The sequence below is a fragment of the Bradyrhizobium sp. URHD0069 genome (assembly GCF_000701345.1).
Taxonomy (GTDB): Bacteria; Pseudomonadota; Alphaproteobacteria; order Rhizobiales; family Xanthobacteraceae; genus Bradyrhizobium.
In genome coordinates, this window is the sequence record NZ_JNIJ01000031.1 from 1 (window position 1) to 17153 (window position 17153).

A 17153-nucleotide genomic window follows, 5' to 3' on the forward strand; every position below is an offset into this window, starting at 1 on the left:
CAGCAGCATGAGGGGCACATAAGATCAGTGCGATAGGAGGACACCCGAGATCCACCGGGCAGTGGAAGGATGTCCCTCGCGGGACGATGGATGAGGTGAGTTCGCATGTCCGCTTGGACCTGCCGTTATCTGACGGCAAGGCCGACTAAAAGATTGTTCCGCCTCGTCTTCGAATCCCATGATGGAAGGGCCTGGTGCCGATTCCGAAGAGAAGCACGAGCCCGCGAGCGACATCGACACTGCAGTGGCGGATAGTCTGAAAGCGCTTGACCCCAAATGGCCGATTAGAGAAGCGGACATTGCTCGATGCCGTGGGATGGAGCCGAAGCGGGCGGCCTGGCTGGGGGGCGGGTTCTGAGATGGCTCGATAACAATTTTAGGTTGATTCAGGTATTTAGAAGTGCCATTTTCAAATTTTCTGGATGGGTGGCACATGCGAAATTTTATTTTTTGGCTTCTTCTTGTTTTGCCTAGCTCAGCGTCGTTCGCCGCAGATGGGCGTATTGCTTTCATTCCCGGCACGGGAGGTGATCTTAAGTTTACCAGTTTGTATTCGGTCGACTACAAGTGCCGGTTTGATCAACAGCGCAGCGATGCTTTGATTCGGTCTCTTATCGATGCGACCGACTCGTTCTTCGGAGTCGGTACGTTAAATATGAACGTCAGCATTTTCTCGTCTAACGCGGCTGCTGCGCCAGTTGTACCAGCTGCTGGTGCGACAAGGACGCCAATTTTTAGCTCGAATGTGGCAACACTTCAATTTCGAGTTTTTCACGCTAGTGAACTCGCCGGGCGGCCTTGTGCGGGACAATTCTTTATAAGTGGATCCGAAAATTACAATGTCGAGGCGCAACTAGGGGTCAACGTAACTAATCGAGCCGCCGAGTTCTTCTCCAAACTTACTGCTCTGACCTTGTCGACTGCAACAAACCTGTATGCCTTGTTCAAAGCCCAGCCACCCCCGGAATTAGCAACCTCGGTCAATAATGGGTCCGCACTCCTCACCAATTATCTGAATGCTCGAGACCTCTTTGGAGCAACCGCAACTGTTTCTAAACAGGATGGTGGCCAGCTGAGAATCGGAAAGAACGTTGTCTATACCTACGACGGTGATGGAAAAGTTGTTTCATCGATGGAAATGATCGTAAATCCTGTGGTTAGTCTGGTGATGGACGGCCACACAAAATTCCTGGCTGCGTATTACGCTGCTAGCAGCACGAGTGGGGCTGCTGTAACTGTAGCAGGAACGGACGATGCGATGCGTGGACAGTGTGCTCAAGCAACGCAAGTGTATTACAGTGCCGGCATATCCGATGATCGCGACGTTGCGTTTCTACTTTATCGTCGCCTGATCTTAGCGGACAATTCAACTGACAAAATTACCAAGTGCCTTGGTCCTGCAATCGCCAGAGCTGCTTTGACAATCATGGATAAGTTGCAAAGGCTCGAACCTCGATACCGTATAACCCTCGCCAATGTAAAAGACCTGGTTCCTGTCAATACTTCAGATCAACCGCACAACCGACCGACGCTCGCGGATGAAATGGATTCGTTTACTGATCTACTGGCCAGGCACTTGCAGAGTGATGGTCTTCGGGCGGGACAGCTGAGTAAGCTACTTAGCTACTTTGCGCCGACGGTTACGGTTGAAGATCAAACCGCAAATTATAAAGCACTTAAGCTCCTTTACCCGGAAGTTACCGCTGACACGAGCAAGACGCTTTCACGGGACGAGATGCTCGCGTCTTTTCGAGAGAAGGGCTTAAAGCGATGGCTCTGCGTGCAGAGAACTAAAGCGAACACTACTCCGACGGTACCTCTTTATGATCCAGAAATAGACTCTGCCGTGACCGTAGTCGCTGCAAAGGCCGAAGCGAGCGAGGTGCTTGATAAGAATAAAAGCACGTTGTTTGGTGTCCATATCAAGTTTAACAAGGCCTTCAATAGTGAGCCTCTGATCATCAACAAGCTAATCTTTGAAGAGAAGAGACTCGGTATTATACTGAAGGCGAACCCAACCTGCATTCCTGACGTCGGGGCGAAACCGGCAGCATAGCTATTTCTAATAGCTCGATACCTTGTGCGTCCGACAATCGTAAGGCCCGTCCTTCCCGGTGCCTTTGATATTCGCATTGAAGTACCGCCCCATCGATTGAGTTCATCCGATTGCTGGCTTCGCTGAAGCATGGGAAATGATGACGGCAAGTTGCAGTTCGACGCGCGGCGCACTCGATCAAACTGCCGCATCAATTCCCATTCCGCTTTGGGTCAAACTGAGAAGAACTCAGTACGAGCATATGATTTCCGCTTCGCCCTCGAACTCGGACATTGCTCGATTCAGTCGGCACTTCGCTTTTGTGCCGGAAGGCGACGGTAGCTTGCTTCATAAGTTTAGCGAAGCTGTCGGAAGAAATTCTGAATTTCACCGGCAAGCGCAGCCGGCTGCTCCATGGCAGCGAAATGACCGCCCTTTTTCATCTCCGTCCAGCGCTGGATGTTTGTGTACGTTTTTTCGGCGATTGAACGACGCGGCAGGATTATGTCCTTTGGAAACGCAGCATAGCCCGTTGGGACGGTGATCGGATGCTCTGGCGAGATCGGCAAGCCGGAGTGCAGGCGACCATAGTATGGCCAGAACGACGAGCCAATCGCTGCAGTGAACCAGTAGAACGCGATATTCGCGAGCATGCGATCACGGCTTATGGCGCTCTCTGGGAGACCGTCGTTATCAGACCATGAGCGAAATTTTTCTACGATCCATGCGGCTAGACCTGCGGGAGAGTCCGTGAGCCCGAAAGCCAGAGTCTGTGGTTTGGTGCCTTGAATTTGTTGATAACCGGTTTCTTCTTTTAGCCAATGCGCAACTTGTTCATTGTATCGCGCTTCGCCTTCCGAATTCGCCATGGTCTTGTCGCGTGGCGTGAACAGTAAATTAAGGTGGATGCCGCAGACGGACGATGGATATTTTTGTCCAATGAGCGAGGCAGCGGCGGCACCCCAATCGCCGCCTTGTGCAGCGAATTTCCGATGTCCAAGAATCTTGGTCATCAGATCGTGCAAGCAGGCTGCGATGTCCTGAAGAACAAACCGTTTCTGCCCAGGCTTAAAGGAAAGCCCATATCCGGGCAGCGACGGTACGATGACGGTAAAAGCGTCCCTTGGATCGCCCCCAAATCGAGCCGGATCGGTCAGTCGGGGAATAATGTCGAGGAATTCAAAGACTGAGCCCGGCCAACCGTGCATTAGCAGGAGTGGGTATGGGTTCGGGCCAACGCCGGGAACGTGCAGAAAATGCAGATCGATGTCGTGCAATGGCACCTTGAACTGCGGGAATGCATTCAAAGCTGCTTCTTGAGCGCGCCAATCGAAACTGTCCTTCCAGTAGGACACCAGGTCACGAATATAAGCGACGCTGGTGCCGTAGGCCCATGGCTCGCCGGGGGCGGCATCAGGGAAACGGGTGAGACTGAGGCGGGTTTTCAAATCGGCAATGTCCGCGTCGGGAATCCTAAGTACGAATGCCTGGGGTGCCATCTCCAAATGATCCTTGAACTATCGTTTCGCGATACGGATTGAATACTGCCATTACCAAGAGAAGCCCGCCGAACTCGCGTCGGGCATGCCCGCCACGAACAGAATGCGGCAGTGTAGCTGTCTAAACTCGACACCTGGAAGCCGTCAGGGAGCGATCCAATGAAATTTCCTTGGTGATCGCAATGTCCGGTGTGGGGTCAAACTGAGAGGAACTCAGTACGAGCCCATGTTTTCCGCTTCGCCCTCGAACTCGGACATTGCTCGATGCGGTCGGCACTTCGCATGCTCCATAATCAAAGCGGATTGGGCCCGATCTTTCCAACCTCCCCCGGTGGATTTACGCAATCAGCAATCTCAACTTTCACCTTGTGAGCGGGAATGCGAGCGGCGGGGAACGGCGAATTCGTGCCTGACCTCCGGGGTCAAAACCCGAACCAGGGGCGGCGCGACCGCCAATAGAGCTCGGAATCGACGGTTCGAAGCAGAGCGGGGATCAACAACGTCTTGGAGGAGAACCGTGAACCGCCGTGAATTCTTGACCGCCGCTGGCGCTGCTGCCGCCGCAAGGACCCTCAGTGGATTAGCCCAAGGAAAGGAAGCAATCATGACCGACGATAGTTCGTTCTGGCCGAATGGCGCTCGCCTCGCGATCAGCATGTCCCTGATGTACGAAGGCGGCGGCCAGCCCATCTCCGGCGCCCCCGGCGTCATCCCTGAGCCGATCAAGAACGGCCTGCCGGACATGCCGACCAACGGCGTCTTCGAGTACGGCATCTACGAGGGCACACCGCGTCTGCTCAACCTATTCGACAAGCACGATATCAAGGTCACCGCCTTCATGATCGGTCAGGCGGTCGACAAGGATCCGGCGCTCGCCAAGGAGGTTGTGCGCCGTGGACACGAGGCCGCCGCCCACGGCCGCACGTGGTCGGCGAGTTACGATCTGAGCCCGGCCGACGAGCGCCAATTCATCATCGACAACATGCACAGCATCGAGCACGCCACCGGTCAGACGCCGAGGGGGTGGAGCGCGTACTGGGTGCGCAATAGCCCGCACACCCTCGACATACTCAAGGAGCTCGGCTTCACTTACTACCTGGACGAAGCCAGCATGGACCAACCGTTCATCCTGCCGGTCAAGGGCGGCGACTTCGTCACCGTGCCCTACACCTTCCACATGAACGACATCGTGTCCTACCCGTTCGAAGGCTACAACCCGGCCGCCTACGAGCAGGCGCTCAAGGACGAGTTCGATCAGCTTTACGAGGAAGGGGCCACTCGCCGCCGGATGATGGTAATGGCGCTCCATGATCGCATTTCGGGTCACGCCAATCGTGCGCGCGTCCTCGACCGTTTTTTCACCTACGCCAAAAGCAAGCCGGGCGTCTGGTTCGCTCGCAAGGACGAGATCGCGGATTGGGCTTTGAAGACCCGCGACAAGACCCCCTATCTCGATCGCGGTCCCGTGCAGAAGACCGGCCTTTCCGGCCCGTCCGCCTGAAGCGACCTGCAGGCCCAGCTGAACGTTGGAAGCCTCCCTCCAATGTTCAACTGCGTACTTGTTTCGCCTTCAATTGTGCATTCTTGCACAATCGTCGCGCATGCAGTCGGCACTTCGCATCTGTGCCAAAGCCAGGACATCGGCCGATCTCATTCGATCACCTTGTCGCTGCCCCCATGTTGGCCAAACGCAGGTTACCGATGTAACCAGGTAAATCAAAAATGCCACTCATCCGTAACGTGCTCCAATTTATTTTGTTGATCTGCAACCATGGCGGCGGATCAGGAGAAGCAAGATGACTGAGCTGAAGGAGCACGTAATGCCTGACATCATGCCTGACATCGCGATCGATGACGCTACGCCGACCTGCCGAGTCGTTGGCGCGGGGGCGGAAGCCAGCGGAAAGCAGGGACACTTGTATACGCCCGGTATTTCTGCGCAGTCGGTAGGAGCGCGGAGAATCCATTTGCAGATCGTAAGATTCCCGCCGGGCGGACGGGCCAATGCGCATAAGCACGACGGACACGAAACTGCCATCTATGTCCTGAGCGGCGAATCCGGCATGTGGTATGGTGAGAGACTTGAACAACATCTCATCGCACGAGCCGGGGAGTTTCTATACATCTCCGCCAATATGCCTCATCTGCCCTACAATCTGAGCGCTTCGGAGAGCTGCGTCGCCGTCATTGCGCGCACTGACCCCAATGATCAGGAGAGTGTCGTATTGCTCCCGGAACTCGATGGAGTTCACGGCGCTTGAGAGTGCAGCTTGCGGTCGACGCAACGCGCGCGCCGGTATGCACTGCGATTCCGGCAATGTCGTTGCCTACGAGCTCGCATTCACCGGTATGAAGGCCGCACCGTAGTTCAAGATGGAGCGAGCGCGCCGTGTCACGGATGGCGCCGGCACTGCGCACCGCTCTTCACCGCGGACCTTCGCTACGGCCGATCGTGGCCCCCTCAGACCGACCGTCGCCGCCCGTCAGATCCCACCGTAACAGACCTGCTTCATGGCTTCGTGGTCGCGCTTTGGTTCCGGAACGCCGCCTCTCCGGCGTCCGACACCTCGACCCACTTCTTGTCGGGCGCTGCGTCCGCGACGTAGCTGTCGTGCCAGTTCCACCACTTGTAGGTCGGGGTCTGAGGATAGCCCTCGGGCGAGTCCTCCCAGACCTCCTGCCGGCCCAGCGGCGTGATGTCGAGGTAGTTCCAGGTGCTCCCCATCTGCTCGTCGCCGCGGTTGTTGATGAAGTAGGTGCGGAACACGCGCTCGCCGTCGCGGTAGAACACGTTCGTGCCGTGCCACTCGTCCACGCAGAAGTCGGCGTCGAAGCTGTCCGTGAGGGTGAGCCACGGCATCTGCCAGCCCATCCGCGCCTTCAGCCGCGCGATGTCCGCCTGAGGCGCACGCGAGACGAAAACGAGGGTAGTGTCACGGGCGTTCAGGTGGGCGACGTTGGCGACCTGGTCGGCCACCATGGAGCAGCCCCGACAGGCGTGGTCGGGCCAGCCGAACACTCCCGGCTCGAAGAAGGCGCGGTAGACGATCAGCTGACGCCGACCGTCGAACAGGTCGAGCAGGCTGGCCTTGCCCGCAGGACCCTCGAACGCATACGCCGTCTCCACGGCCATCCATGGCATTCGTCGACGCTCGGCGGCCAGGGCGTCGCGGGCGCGGGTCTGGGCTTTTTCCTTCACGAGCAGCTGCTCGCGTGCCGCCTCCCACGCCTGCGACGACACGACCGGTGGTGCGTGCATGGCAGGTTGACTGCCTTTCCGTCCGTTCTCGGCTGATGTAGTCATCGCGTCTGAACCTCCTAGTTTGAGCGAATTCCCGCGCCTTGTGGCTGAAGCGCGATTCCATTCGCGGCTCATCGCTCGTTGCTGGTCGTGAGATAGTTTGGCACCGGAAATCGAACGGTGGGAGTAACAAGTGTGGCGGTATTCAGACGGGGTCGCTGATTGCAGCCGCGGCGCGTGCGCTCGAAGCGGGCGATCCCCTCGGCGGCCTTGAACCGCGTGGCGTTGCGCGACGGTGCTCCTGCGCTCGCGCTTCGAGGGATCGCGATGGTCCGGCACGGCCGCTTTCCGGAACACGATCCGATGAGCGCGAGGTCCGGATTGGGTCCATTGGCGTCGTTTGACCGCCCGCCGATGACTTCCGATCTACCCCGGTGAACCGACATCACAGTCGGTGCGCATGTCAAAAAAAAGCCATGTGCGGAGGTAGCCGAACCTCAGATGGTTGCTATGGTTCTCATCTGCTTTGAGAGATGAGGGAAGCGGTGATCGTTCACCCTCGCGGAGACGCCAGTCGTTTCCTGAAGAACGCCAGGATCTCGTCGCGGGCCGCGATCGTCGGCTGGCCGGCCTCGTCGATCAGATGAGCGGTCACGACACTGTGCGGGGTTATGGCGTTGCGTTCGAAAAACGGCGCAAGATCGGTATTTCCCGCGCTGTCCGGAAGCACGCGGCCGATGAAGCGATCGCCGAGCACCTCAGCATAGGCCTCGAACCGCTGGGCCATGCAGAATTTGTCGCCCTCGAAGCGATAGGCCATTACCGTCAAATCTTCCCGTTCGAGCCGTTCGCGGACGGCCTTCACTTCGTCCGGCGCGATTTCAATGCCGGCCGGATTGTTCAGTGGCAGTGACGGCTGGGAAAGTACCGGCGCCAACACCGACGGTTCGAGCATCATGGTCAGCGCGAAGTTTCCTGTAAAGCACATCCCGATGGCACCGACGCCGGGACCGCCGCACTCCCCGTGCGCAAATCGGGCCAGCGACCGCAGCCACTTTGTCACCGGACTGGATTCGTTCGAGGCCAAGGCGCGAAACTCGGCGCTCACAGAGGCGTGCTGAAAGACCGCGGCACCCTCCTCGGCACCTGGAACGGCGCCATCGCGGCCGAACAGCGACGGCATGTAGACGGTGAAGCCGGCGTCGCGGACCCAGCGCGCAAACCGTGCGACATGCGGGCTGATGCCTGGCATCTCCGTCATTACGATGACCGCGGGTCCCGAGCCTGCCACGTACACGCCCTTGCTGACATCATCGAGGGTAATGTCGCGGCGCGTGAAATCCTCAAGCGGATCGTCGTGCTTCATGGACCGCTTCGGCATCGGCGTAATTTCCTTGTTGGCGACAACGCCGCACGTCTCGAACCCAGAGGTCACTGGATCCGCGGTCCCGTGCACCTGGAATCTGCTTACAAGCAGGTCATGCGCTTTACAAGCAGGTCACGCGTTCGGCGGCGACGTAGCCGAACAGCAAGCCGACGCCGAACAGCAGCACCAGTCCCGCCGCGCCGAATTCCACACCGCGCATGATCAACGCGCCGCTGCCCTCGCGGCCACCGCTCAAGCGCGCGGCGAGGTCCTTCGCGGTGACTGCAATTACTGCAATGATCGCCACCGTGATCGCGGTGCCGAGCCCCATCACGAAGGTCGCGGCGATGCCGGCCCAGAACATGCCCTGCGCCAGCGCGAAAACCAGCACCAGGATCGCGCCCGAACAGGGCCTGATGCCGACGGCGAAGATCGCGCCAAATCCGCGCCGCCAGCCGCCGGGACCGGCGAGTTCGCTTGGATCGGGACCATGGGAGTGGCCGCAATGCTCGTCATGGACGTGGCCGTGCTCGTGTCCATGGCCATCGTGAGCGTGCTCATGATCGTGATGCGCTACATGGGCGTGAGAATGCGAATGGTCGTGGCGGTGATGGTCGTGTCCATGTCCGGCATGATCGTGAGGCGCCGCTGCGGCTAGCGCCATCGCCGGTGCCAGCGGCTTTACCTGCAGCGCGCGAATAAATCCGCCACCCTTGGTCCAGACCAGCCGTGCGCCGAACGCCGCGATCAGCGCATAGCTGACGATCTCGATCACCTTCTCGGCGCCGCACATGGTTTTGGCGGTGGCGTTGAGCAGCCAGGCGCAAATCCCGACAATCACCACCGCAACCAGCGACTGCATCAGCGCGGACGCGAACGACAGCGCGATGCCGCGCCGCGCGGTCTCCTGGTTGGCGACCAGATAGGACGAGATCACCGCCTTGCCATGGCCGGGCCCGGCGGCGTGAAAAATACCGTAGGCGAACGAGATCGCGAGCAGCGTCCAGACCGCGCTGCCGTCAGACTTCGCGGCGCGGATGGTGGCGGACATCTCGCGATAGAATTCCGATTGCTTGGCGAGCAGCCATCCGACGATGCCGCCGACCTGCGGCTCCGCCCCGCTCGGGCGCGGGCCGCCGAACGGGTTCTGCGCCATCACGACGTGCACAAAGCTGTCGAGCGCCAGGATCACCAACGCCGCCGCGACGCCAACCGTCAGGACGCGCGCGAAGCTCGGGCTGAATTCCGGCCTCACGGACAATCCACCGTGATCTTGTTGGCGAACATCGCCCCGTAGTTCGAGTTGTCCCCATCGAGGAAATTCTGCTCGCCGAGCCGTTGCGCAGTGGCGGTGCCGTCATTCGGCCGCTGGAATTTCATCTGGCAGGCGGCGGGAGCTCCGACCAGCTTGATCGGATTTTTGTCCGCGAACTTGAAGTCGATGAAGAACGCCGGATCGAACACCTCCAGCGCAAGTTCCCTGAATTTCACCGGCGTCTTCAGCGGCAAGGTGAAATGCAGCGTCAGCTCGGCATCCTTGTATTCAAGGAAGTAGTCGACCGGCTCCTGGAATTTTTCCTTTTTGCCGTCGGCCTTGGCAAAGGTGAAGAAGCCGAATTCCTTCAGCGATTCGACGTTGGTCTGCGCCAGCGGCGCCAGTTCTTCGCGGCTGTAGACACCCTTGGTCTTGGTCTCGATGCCCTGCAATGCGTAGGTCGAGAACATGTCGTCAAAGGTCCAGGCGTGACGCACGCCGGTGATCGAGCCATCCGGGGCATAAACCAACTCGCTGGTTGCGGTGATCCAGACGTGCGGATGCGCCTGGGCTGGTTTCGCACCGAGCGCAAGGGTGCCGGCAAGCAGCAGCAGAGCCATCAACCGAAGCATCAATGTATTCACGTTAGATTGCCTCTGATGTTTCGAGCAGGCCGCGGCGACGCAGCAGCGCGTCGGGCTCCGGCTCCCGGCCGCGGAACGCGACATAGGCGTCTTCGGGATCGCGCGAGCCGCCTGACGAGTAGATGTCGTCGTGCAGACGTTTGGCGACCACGGGATCGAAGATGTTGCCGGCCTCCTCAAAGGCGCCGAAGGCGTCGGCGTCCATCACCTCGGACCACATGTAGCTGTAATAGCCCGAGGCATAGTGATCGCCAGCAGTGGAAAAGATATGGCCGAACTGCTGCGGCCGGTGCCGCAGCGCGATTTCCTCGGGCATCCCGATTTTCTCCAGCTCCTTGCGTTCGAACGCCCGCACATCCCGGCTGGCCGCGGCCGGCTGGGTATGGAATTCGAGATCGATCAGGGCCGAGGAGACGAATTCCACCGTGGCAAAGCTCTGGTTGAATTTGCGCGCGGCGAGGAAGCGCTGCAACAGATCGTCCGGCAGCGGCTCGCCGGTCTGGTAATGCCGGGCGAATTGCCGCAGCACCTGCGGCTGCTCCTGCCAGTGCTCGTAAAGCTGCGACGGCAGCTCGACGAAATCGGTGAACACAGAGGTGCCGGACAGCGAGGGATAGGTCACGTCCGACAGCATGCCGTGCAGGCCGTGGCCGAATTCGTGGAACAGGGTCCGCGCGTCGTCCGGCGACAGCAGCGACGGCTGGCCCTCGGCGCCTTTGGAGAAATTGCAGACGTTGATGACCAGCGGAGCGACGTCGCCGTCGAGCTTCTGCTGGTTGCGCAGCGAGGTCATCCAGGCGCCGGAGCGCTTCGAGGGCCGCGCGAAGTAGTCGCCATAGAACAGCGCCTTGTGCTTGCCGGCACTGTCCTTCACCTCCCAGACCCGCACGTCCGGATGCCAGACCGGAATGTCCGTGCGCTCCGAGAAGCTGAGGCCGAACAGGCGGGTCGCGCAGTCGAAGGCGGCCTCGATCATGTGGTCGAGCACCAGATAGGGTTTTATGGCGGCGTCGTCGAAATTGGCCCTGACTTGCCGCAGCTTTTCGGCGTAGTAGCGCCAGTCCCACGGCGCCAGCGCGAAATTGCCGCCCTCCTCCGTCACCAGCGCCTGCAGCGCATCGCGATCCGCCAGCGCCTGGGCCCGGGCCGGCTTCCAGACCCGCTCCAGCAGGCCCCGCACCGCCTCAGGTGTCTTGGCCATCGAATCCTCCAGCCGATAGGCGGCGAAGGTGGCAAAACCCAACAGCTTGGCGCTCTCCTCGCGCAGCTCGAGGATTTCGACGATGATCGCGTTATTGTCGTTGTCGTTGCCATTGTCGCCGCGCGCGGTGAAGGCCTTGAATACCTTTTCGCGCAGGTCGCGGCGGGTGGAGCTCTTCAGGAACGGCTCCACGAAGGAGCGCGACAGCGTCATGATCGCCTTTCCCGGCATGCCGCGCTCATCAGCGGCGGCCTTTGCGGATGCGACAAAGCTGTCGGAAAGGCCGTCGCGATCGGCCTCGCCGAGCTCCATGAACCAGTCCTGCTCATCGGCCAGCAGATGGTGACTGAATGCCGTGCCGAGATGCGCCAGCCGCTCGTTGATCTCGGCCATTCGCGCCTTCGCCGCTTCGTCGAGCCCGGCGCCGGCGCGCTGGAAACGGGTATAGGTGCGCTCCAGGAGCCGCATCTGCTCGCCGGTCAGTCCGAGCGTGGCGCGGTTGTTGTGCAGCATCACGATGCGGCCGAACAGCACCGCGTTCATCATGATCGGGTTCCAGTGCCGTGCCATGCGCAACGACACCTCGTTGTCGATCTCGAGCAGCTCCGGATTGGAATGCGCCGACACCAGGTCGTAGAACACAGCCGATACCTTGGAGAGCAGCTTGCCCGAGCGCTCCAGCGCGGTGATGGTGTTGGCGAAGTCCGGCTCGGAGGGATCATGGGTGATGGCGGCGACCTCGGCTGCGTGGTCGGCGAAAGCCTGCTCGAAGGCGGGGAGGAAATGCTCCGGCGCGATCTCCGCGAATGGCGGCGTCTCGAACGGGGTCTGCCACGCCTTCAGCAGCGGGTTTACTGGAGCTTGCGAGGTGACCGCCGTTTCCGGGGTTTCCGACATAACAATTCCCGTTTTGCGTTCTAGGTGAATGGAGAAGCTATAGCACGCGATGGGGCTTTTTTGAGCCCTTTTGCGCTTGATAGCGGGGGCGTTTTCAGAGAGATTGCGCACCCAAACCAGGATCAATCCCCATGAGCTCGCAGCCCTCCCCGACCGCAGCCCGCCAGATCGTCTGGCCCAGCGTCATCACGGTCATCAGCGCGGCGATTTTGATCGGCGCCGAAGTGTTCGGCGCGGCATTCGCCGGCGGCTGGGCGCTCGCGATCCTGTTCGGCCTCGAGGACACCGCCGCGCACATCCTGCAGGCGGTGCTGTTCGCGGCCGGTGTGTTCGTCATGACGACGTTCATCCGTGCCGCGCAGCGAGTCGAGCCGTTTACGCGACGCGCGTAAGGCGGGCTTAAGCAACAAAGCCGCTCGCGGCTTGCTTCGAACGTTCACGCTTCCTTAAAGATGCTTAACGGCTGTTCACATTAAAGCCTGCTCGCAAGGCCGCTTGCAGCGCGCTTGCGTGCGCTGAGCGCTGCGCTTGCGACCGCGCGTAGGCAAATTTGTCGCGAGTCTAAAAAAAATCTTGCGAAGCCGAGTCAAAACCCTTATTTCCGTTCTTGCCCAATTTCGCACGTGCCTGTGGTCGTGTGTCAGTCGGTAGGTATCCGGACAAGAGGCCGGACAGCCGCCAAGGGATGAAGAACCGAGGGTCGCTTAAGTCTTCCAGGCTTAAGGGGCCAGCACCTCTCTCAAGAGATGCCGTTGAAGGTCTCTTCGCTCCTTGCAACCGTGACTGGCAGCCGGAGGCGAACCGGCGCACCTCGTTCTCAACGGGGGACGCGACTTAAAGCAACGACGGATCGGGCTTTTTTGGTCTCTGCCGGCTTTCCACCAGCCGGCGCGAATACCGAAGAGGCTTGTCCTTCATTGCCAGGTGTGCGGGCGGGATCCTTCCCAACCAATCCACGGCAGCACAATTCGGTTTGAGTCTTTTGGCTTCATTGCGCCTCCATCGCGCGATGTGGCCGAAGCGCTCGTATCCGAGATCATTTTTGAACGTGTCCCGTCGCTGGGCCGTTTGGGGGAGTGCTATGACCGAACGTATTCAGGAATTCCTGCGCAACCGTCGTAACGAGGGCCAGGACGTCGAGCCGTGCCTTGTCGTCGACCTCGAAGTCGTGCGCGACAACTATCAGACCTTCTCGAAGGCGCTGCCGGACAGCCGCGTTTTCTACGCCGTGAAGGCCAACCCGGCGCCGGAAGTGCTGTCGCTGCTGGCCTCGATGGGCTCGTGCTTCGACTGCGCCTCGGTCGCCGAAATCGAGATGACGCTGGCTGCCGGTGCGCCGGCGGAGCGGGTTTCCTATGGCAATACGATCAAGAAGGAGCGTGACATCGCGCGCGCCTTCGCGCTCGGCATTCGCCTGTTCGCCGTCGATTGCACCGCAGAGGTCGAGAAGATCGCCCGCGCCGCCCCCGGCGCCAAGGTGTTCTGCCGCATCCTCTATGACTGCGCGGGCGCCGAATGGCCGCTGTCGCGCAAGTTCGGCTGCGATCCGGAGATGGCGGTCGAGGTGCTCGATCTCGCCAAGCGCCTCGGCCTCGAGTCCTATGGCATCTCGTTCCATGTCGGCTCGCAGCAGCGCAAGGTGAAGGCGTGGGACCGCGCGCTGGCGATGGCCTCGACGGTGTTCCGTGACTGCGCCGAGCGCGGCATCAACCTGTCCATGGTCAACATGGGCGGCGGATTCCCGACCAAGTACCTCAAGGACGTGCCGCCGGTCGTGCAGTACGGCCGGTCGATCTTCCGCGCGCTGCGCAAGCATTTCGGCAACCAGATCCCGGAGACCATCATCGAACCGGGCCGCGGCATGGTCGGCAATGCCGGCATCATCGAGACCGAGGTCGTTCTGATCTCCAAGAAGAGCGACGAGGACGAAGTGCGCTGGGTGTATCTCGACATCGGCAAGTTCGGCGGTCTCGCCGAGACCATGGGCGAGTCGATCCGCTACGCCATCCGCACCCCTCATGACGGCGCGGAAATGACGCCGTGCGTGCTCGCAGGTCCGACCTGCGATTCCGCCGACGTGATGTACGAGAAGATGCCGTACCCGCTTCCGGTGACGCTTGAGATCGGCGACAAGGTGCTGATCGAGGGCACCGGCGCCTATACGTCGACTTACTCGTCGGTGGCCTTCAACGGCTTCCCGCCGCTGCGGACCTACCACATCTGAGGTCGCCTCTCTGAGGCACGAGTACTCGGGAGCCGGTTCGCCGGCTCCCTCCCCTCACAGCAGATTTCCACCAACGCTCCCCTGGCCTCGCTGCCGGGGACGCTAGGATCGACGCGCCATGACTGTTTTGCCGAAGGCTCCGCCTGCATACCCCGCCGCTCCGTTTACGATCCGCAACGAGCGTGCCGCGGACGTCGCTGCGCGTGAAGCGCTGCTCGATACCTGTTTTGGCGCAAACCGTAACCTGCGCACCTGCCAACGGCTGCGCAACGGACAGGCGCCCGCCGATGGCCTCGCGTTTTCGGCCGTGCGCCAAGGCCGCATGGTCGGAACGTTGCGGTTCTGGCAGGTGAGCGCCGGCCGCGTGCCGGCGCTGGTGCTCGGCCCCCTCGCCGTCGATCCGTGCTGCCGCAAGCTCGGCATAGGACGGGCGCTGATGAAGCACGCGCTGGCGGCGGCCGCGGCGCACGGGCATGGCGCGGTGATCCTGCTCGGCGATGCGCCTTATTACGCCCGCTTCGGCTTCTCGAGGCGAAAGACCGGCGAATTGTCATTGCCCGGACCGTTCGAGCGCGATCGCCTGCTCGGCCTCGAGCTGCGCGAGGGTGCCCTCGACGGCGCCCGGGGAATGATCGTGCCGACCGGCAGGGCGGCCGCGCAAAGCAGGCCGCGGCTCGCGGCAAAGCTGCGGAAACTGGTGCCTCACGCGGCCTGATTTGCCAGAGCGCGATCAGCAAAAGCGGAATCCGGTTTTGCGTCCGATCGCGCTCTAGATTATTAAACCGGCGCATGATCCGCCGAACCGCTCACACTTCGGCGAATCATGCGCTGGAGACACGGCAATGGCGTGGCCTTCAACACGGTCACACGACGTTCCGCCCCGAGGTACACATATGTCCCGCCGCCTGATTTCCACCGGCTCGCCTTTTGAGAAGACGGCAGGCTACAGCCGCGCCGTCATCGATGGCGATTTCGCCTTCGTTTCCGGAACCACCGGCTACGACTACACCACCATGACCATGCCGGCGGATGTCACGAACCAGACACGAAACTGCTTCAAGACCATCGAATCCGCACTCAAGGACGGCGGCTTCGCGATGGCCGATATCGTCCGCGCAACCTATTACATCACCGAAGCCAAGGACGCGGACGCCCTGTTCGCCGTCTGCGGTGAAAAGCTTGGCGATATCAGGCCGGCCGCAACCCTGCTCGTCGTCGCGGGCCTCTACAAGCCCGAGATGAAGGTCGAGATCGAAGTGACCGCGAAGCGGCGCACCGCCTGACCGATTCCGTCCTTCCCAGCGCTTCCCTACTCCGGAGAACAGTTCATGAGCCCGCCCGATCGGCAAATCCACGCGAAAATTTCCGGCCCTATTGTCATGATCGGCTTCGGCTCGATCGGCAAAGGCACATTGCCGCTGATCGAGCGGCATTTCGACTACGACAAGTCGCGCTTCGTCATCATCGATCCGCACGAGGATGGCGAAATCGCCCGGCAGCACGGCGTGCGCTTCATCAAAGAGGCCATTACCCGGGACAATTATCGCGAGCTGCTGGTGCCGCTGTTGACCGCCGGAGGCGGCCAGGGATTTTGCGTCAATCTGTCGGTCGACACCTCTTCGGTCGACCTCATGACCATGTGCCGCGAGGTCGGCGCGCTCTACATCGACACCGTGATCGAGCCGTGGCTTGGCTTTTACTTCGACAAGAATATCGGCCCCGAAAAACGCTCGAACTACGCGTTGCGCGAAACGCTGCTTGCGGCAAAGCGCAAGAATCCGGGCGGCCCGACCGCGGTCTCCACCTGTGGCGCCAATCCCGGCATGGTGTCCTGGTTCGTCAAGCAGGCGCTGCTCGACATCGCCCGCGACACCAATACACCATTCAATGAACCGAAGAGCCGCGAAGACTGGGGTCAGCTCGCCCACAAGCTCGGCGTCAAGGGCATTCACATCGCCGAGCGCGACACCCAGCGCGCGAAGAAACCGAAGCCGATCAACGTATTCGTCAACACCTGGTCGGTTGAAGGCTTCGTGTCCGAAGGCATGCAGCCGGCCGAACTCGGTTGGGGCACCCACGAAAACTGGATGCCGGACATTGGCCGCACCCACGACTACGGCTGCGGCGCGGCGATCTATCTGCTGCAGGCTGGTGCCAACACACGCGTGCGCTCGTGGTGTCCGACGCCGGGCGCGCAATATGGCTTCCTCGTTACCCACAATGAGTCGATCTCGATCGCCGACTATTTCACGGTGCGCGATGGCCAGAGGGTGATGTATCGCCCGACCTGCCATTACGCCTATCATCCAACAAACGACGCGGTGCTGTCGGTGCACGAAATGTTCGGCGCCGCCGGCAAAATGCAGCCGTCGTGGCGAATCCTCACCGAGAACGAGATCGAGGACGGCATCGACGAGCTCGGCGTGCTGCTCTATGGCCACGGCAAGAACGCCTACTGGTACGGTTCGCACCTCTCGATCGAGGAAACAAGGCAGCTCGCGCCCTACCAGAACGCCACCGGCATGCAGGTATCGTCGGCGGTTCTCGCCGGCATGGTGTGGGCGCTGGAAAATCCGACCGCCGGAATCGTCGAGGCGGACGAGATGGATTTCCGCCGCTGCCTCGAAATCCAGACGCCGTATCTCGGTCCGGTGAAGGGAATTTACACCGACTGGACACCGCTCAGCGATCGTCCCGGGCTGTTCCCGGAAGATATCGACGCCAGCGATCCCTGGCAGTTCAGGAACGTGCTGGTGCGGTGAGGCAGCTACACGTCATCCGGGCTGCGCCA

General features: G+C 60.7%; 14 protein-coding genes and 1 pseudogene. 9 read left to right on the top strand and 6 right to left on the bottom strand.

Annotated elements, in window-relative coordinates; translation table 11 throughout:
• Nucleotides 1–433: 433 nt before the first annotated feature.
• Nucleotides 434–2056, top strand: coding sequence for a hypothetical protein (locus N554_RS0119235; RefSeq protein WP_029584952.1), 1623 nt, complete (start codon nucleotides 434–436; stop codon nucleotides 2054–2056).
• 335 nt (nucleotides 2057–2391) lie between these two features.
• Here N554_RS0119235 and N554_RS0119240 read toward each other — a convergent pair whose 3' ends face one another.
• Nucleotides 2392–3534 carry an epoxide hydrolase family protein gene (locus tag N554_RS0119240; protein WP_029584953.1) on the bottom strand — a complete coding sequence of 381 codons (1143 nt, stop codon included), beginning with the start codon at nucleotides 3532–3534 and terminating at the stop codon, nucleotides 2392–2394.
• A gap of 604 nt (nucleotides 3535–4138) precedes the next feature.
• Between N554_RS0119240 and N554_RS0119245 the strand changes: the two genes are divergently transcribed.
• Both N554_RS0119245 and N554_RS0119250 read left to right on the top strand, forming a co-directional pair.
• Nucleotides 4139–5035, top strand: coding sequence for a polysaccharide deacetylase family protein (locus N554_RS0119245; RefSeq protein ID WP_051677576.1), 897 nt, complete (start codon nucleotides 4139–4141; stop codon nucleotides 5033–5035).
• A 331-nt stretch (nucleotides 5036–5366) separates the two neighbouring features.
• Complete coding sequence (locus tag N554_RS0119250) at nucleotides 5367–5795, top strand: cupin domain-containing protein (protein WP_036053652.1); 429 nt, start codon at nucleotides 5367–5369, stop codon at nucleotides 5793–5795.
• 248 nt (nucleotides 5796–6043) lie between these two features.
• Here the strand turns inward: N554_RS0119250 and N554_RS0119255 are convergent, their stop codons facing one another.
• The gene (locus N554_RS0119255; RefSeq protein WP_029584956.1) at nucleotides 6044–6838 is read right to left on the bottom strand and encodes a DUF899 domain-containing protein; all 795 of its coding nucleotides are present in this window, start codon (nucleotides 6836–6838) and stop codon (nucleotides 6044–6046) included.
• Between the two features lie 140 nt (nucleotides 6839–6978).
• Between N554_RS0119255 and N554_RS42135 the strand changes: the two are divergent.
• Nucleotides 6979–7117, top strand: a pseudogene (locus tag N554_RS42135) (helix-turn-helix domain-containing protein); the annotation flags it as partial.
• 211 nt (nucleotides 7118–7328) lie between these two features.
• On the opposite strand, the gene N554_RS0119265 reads toward N554_RS42135, so the two are convergent.
• From N554_RS0119265 to N554_RS0119280, 4 genes are all read right to left on the bottom strand, one after another.
• Nucleotides 7329–8156 carry a dienelactone hydrolase family protein gene (locus tag N554_RS0119265; protein WP_029584958.1) on the bottom strand — a complete coding sequence of 276 codons (828 nt, stop codon included), beginning with the start codon at nucleotides 8154–8156 and terminating at the stop codon, nucleotides 7329–7331.
• A 106-nt stretch (nucleotides 8157–8262) separates the two neighbouring features.
• A complete protein-coding gene (locus N554_RS0119270; RefSeq protein WP_029584959.1) occupies nucleotides 8263–9396 on the bottom strand; it encodes a nickel/cobalt transporter in 1134 nt (377 codons plus the stop codon).
• Nucleotides 9393–10028 (bottom strand): DUF1007 family protein, encoded by a 636-nt coding sequence (locus N554_RS0119275; RefSeq protein ID WP_029584960.1) that lies wholly within the window; start codon nucleotides 10026–10028, stop codon nucleotides 9393–9395. Before N554_RS0119275 ends, N554_RS0119270 begins: the two co-directional genes overlap by 4 nt.
• 13 nt (nucleotides 10029–10041) lie before the next feature.
• A complete protein-coding gene (locus N554_RS0119280) occupies nucleotides 10042–12138 on the bottom strand; it encodes a M3 family metallopeptidase (RefSeq protein WP_029584961.1) in 2097 nt (698 codons plus the stop codon).
• Nucleotides 12139–12269: 131 nt separating this feature from the next.
• On the opposite strand from N554_RS0119280, the gene N554_RS0119285 reads away from it, so the two are divergent.
• The 5 genes from N554_RS0119285 to N554_RS0119305 all read left to right on the top strand — a co-directional run bounded on the left by N554_RS0119285 (nucleotide 12270) and on the right by N554_RS0119305 (nucleotide 17124).
• Nucleotides 12270–12530 carry a hypothetical protein gene (locus tag N554_RS0119285; RefSeq protein ID WP_029584962.1) on the top strand — a complete coding sequence of 87 codons (261 nt, stop codon included), beginning with the start codon at nucleotides 12270–12272 and terminating at the stop codon, nucleotides 12528–12530.
• Nucleotides 12531–13219: 689 nt separating this feature from the next.
• Nucleotides 13220–14362, top strand: coding sequence for a type III PLP-dependent enzyme (locus N554_RS0119290; RefSeq protein WP_029584963.1), 1143 nt, complete (start codon nucleotides 13220–13222; stop codon nucleotides 14360–14362).
• Nucleotides 14363–14480: 118 nt separating this feature from the next.
• Nucleotides 14481–15077: a GNAT family N-acetyltransferase gene (locus tag N554_RS0119295; protein ID WP_029584964.1), complete on the top strand. Its 597-nt coding sequence runs from the start codon at nucleotides 14481–14483 to the stop codon at nucleotides 15075–15077.
• 178 nt (nucleotides 15078–15255) lie between these two features.
• Complete coding sequence (locus N554_RS0119300; protein ID WP_029584965.1) at nucleotides 15256–15645, top strand: RidA family protein; 390 nt, start codon at nucleotides 15256–15258, stop codon at nucleotides 15643–15645.
• 45 nt (nucleotides 15646–15690) lie between these two features.
• Nucleotides 15691–17124 (top strand): homospermidine synthase, encoded by a 1434-nt coding sequence (locus N554_RS0119305; protein ID WP_029584966.1) that lies wholly within the window; start codon nucleotides 15691–15693, stop codon nucleotides 17122–17124.
• Nucleotides 17125–17153: the final 29 nt, after the last annotated feature.

What these genes read in the sequence shown, in the direction of transcription:
- N554_RS0119255 (WP_029584956.1), bottom strand. Translation starts at nt 6,838, where the DNA reads ATGACTACATCAGCCGAGAACGGACGGAAAGGCAGTCAACCTGCCATG.
- N554_RS0119305 (WP_029584966.1), top strand. Translation starts at nt 15,691, where the DNA reads ATGAGCCCGCCCGATCGGCAAATCCACGCGAAAATTTCCGGCCCTATT.
- N554_RS0119285 (WP_029584962.1), top strand. Translation starts at nt 12,270, where the DNA reads ATGAGCTCGCAGCCCTCCCCGACCGCAGCCCGCCAGATCGTCTGGCCC.
- N554_RS0119265 (WP_029584958.1), bottom strand. Translation starts at nt 8,156, where the DNA reads ATGCCGAAGCGGTCCATGAAGCACGACGATCCGCTTGAGGATTTCACG.
- N554_RS0119245 (WP_051677576.1), top strand. Translation starts at nt 4,139, where the DNA reads ATGACCGACGATAGTTCGTTCTGGCCGAATGGCGCTCGCCTCGCGATC.
- N554_RS0119250 (WP_036053652.1), top strand. Translation starts at nt 5,367, where the DNA reads ATGCCTGACATCGCGATCGATGACGCTACGCCGACCTGCCGAGTCGTT.
- N554_RS0119295 (WP_029584964.1), top strand. Translation starts at nt 14,481, where the DNA reads ATGACTGTTTTGCCGAAGGCTCCGCCTGCATACCCCGCCGCTCCGTTT.
- N554_RS0119290 (WP_029584963.1), top strand. Translation starts at nt 13,220, where the DNA reads ATGACCGAACGTATTCAGGAATTCCTGCGCAACCGTCGTAACGAGGGC.
- N554_RS0119280 (WP_029584961.1), bottom strand. Translation starts at nt 12,138, where the DNA reads ATGTCGGAAACCCCGGAAACGGCGGTCACCTCGCAAGCTCCAGTAAAC.
- N554_RS0119300 (WP_029584965.1), top strand. Translation starts at nt 15,256, where the DNA reads ATGTCCCGCCGCCTGATTTCCACCGGCTCGCCTTTTGAGAAGACGGCA.
- N554_RS0119275 (WP_029584960.1), bottom strand. Translation starts at nt 10,028, where the DNA reads ATGCTTCGGTTGATGGCTCTGCTGCTGCTTGCCGGCACCCTTGCGCTC.
- N554_RS0119235 (WP_029584952.1), top strand. Translation starts at nt 434, where the DNA reads ATGCGAAATTTTATTTTTTGGCTTCTTCTTGTTTTGCCTAGCTCAGCG.
- N554_RS0119240 (WP_029584953.1), bottom strand. Translation starts at nt 3,534, where the DNA reads ATGGCACCCCAGGCATTCGTACTTAGGATTCCCGACGCGGACATTGCC.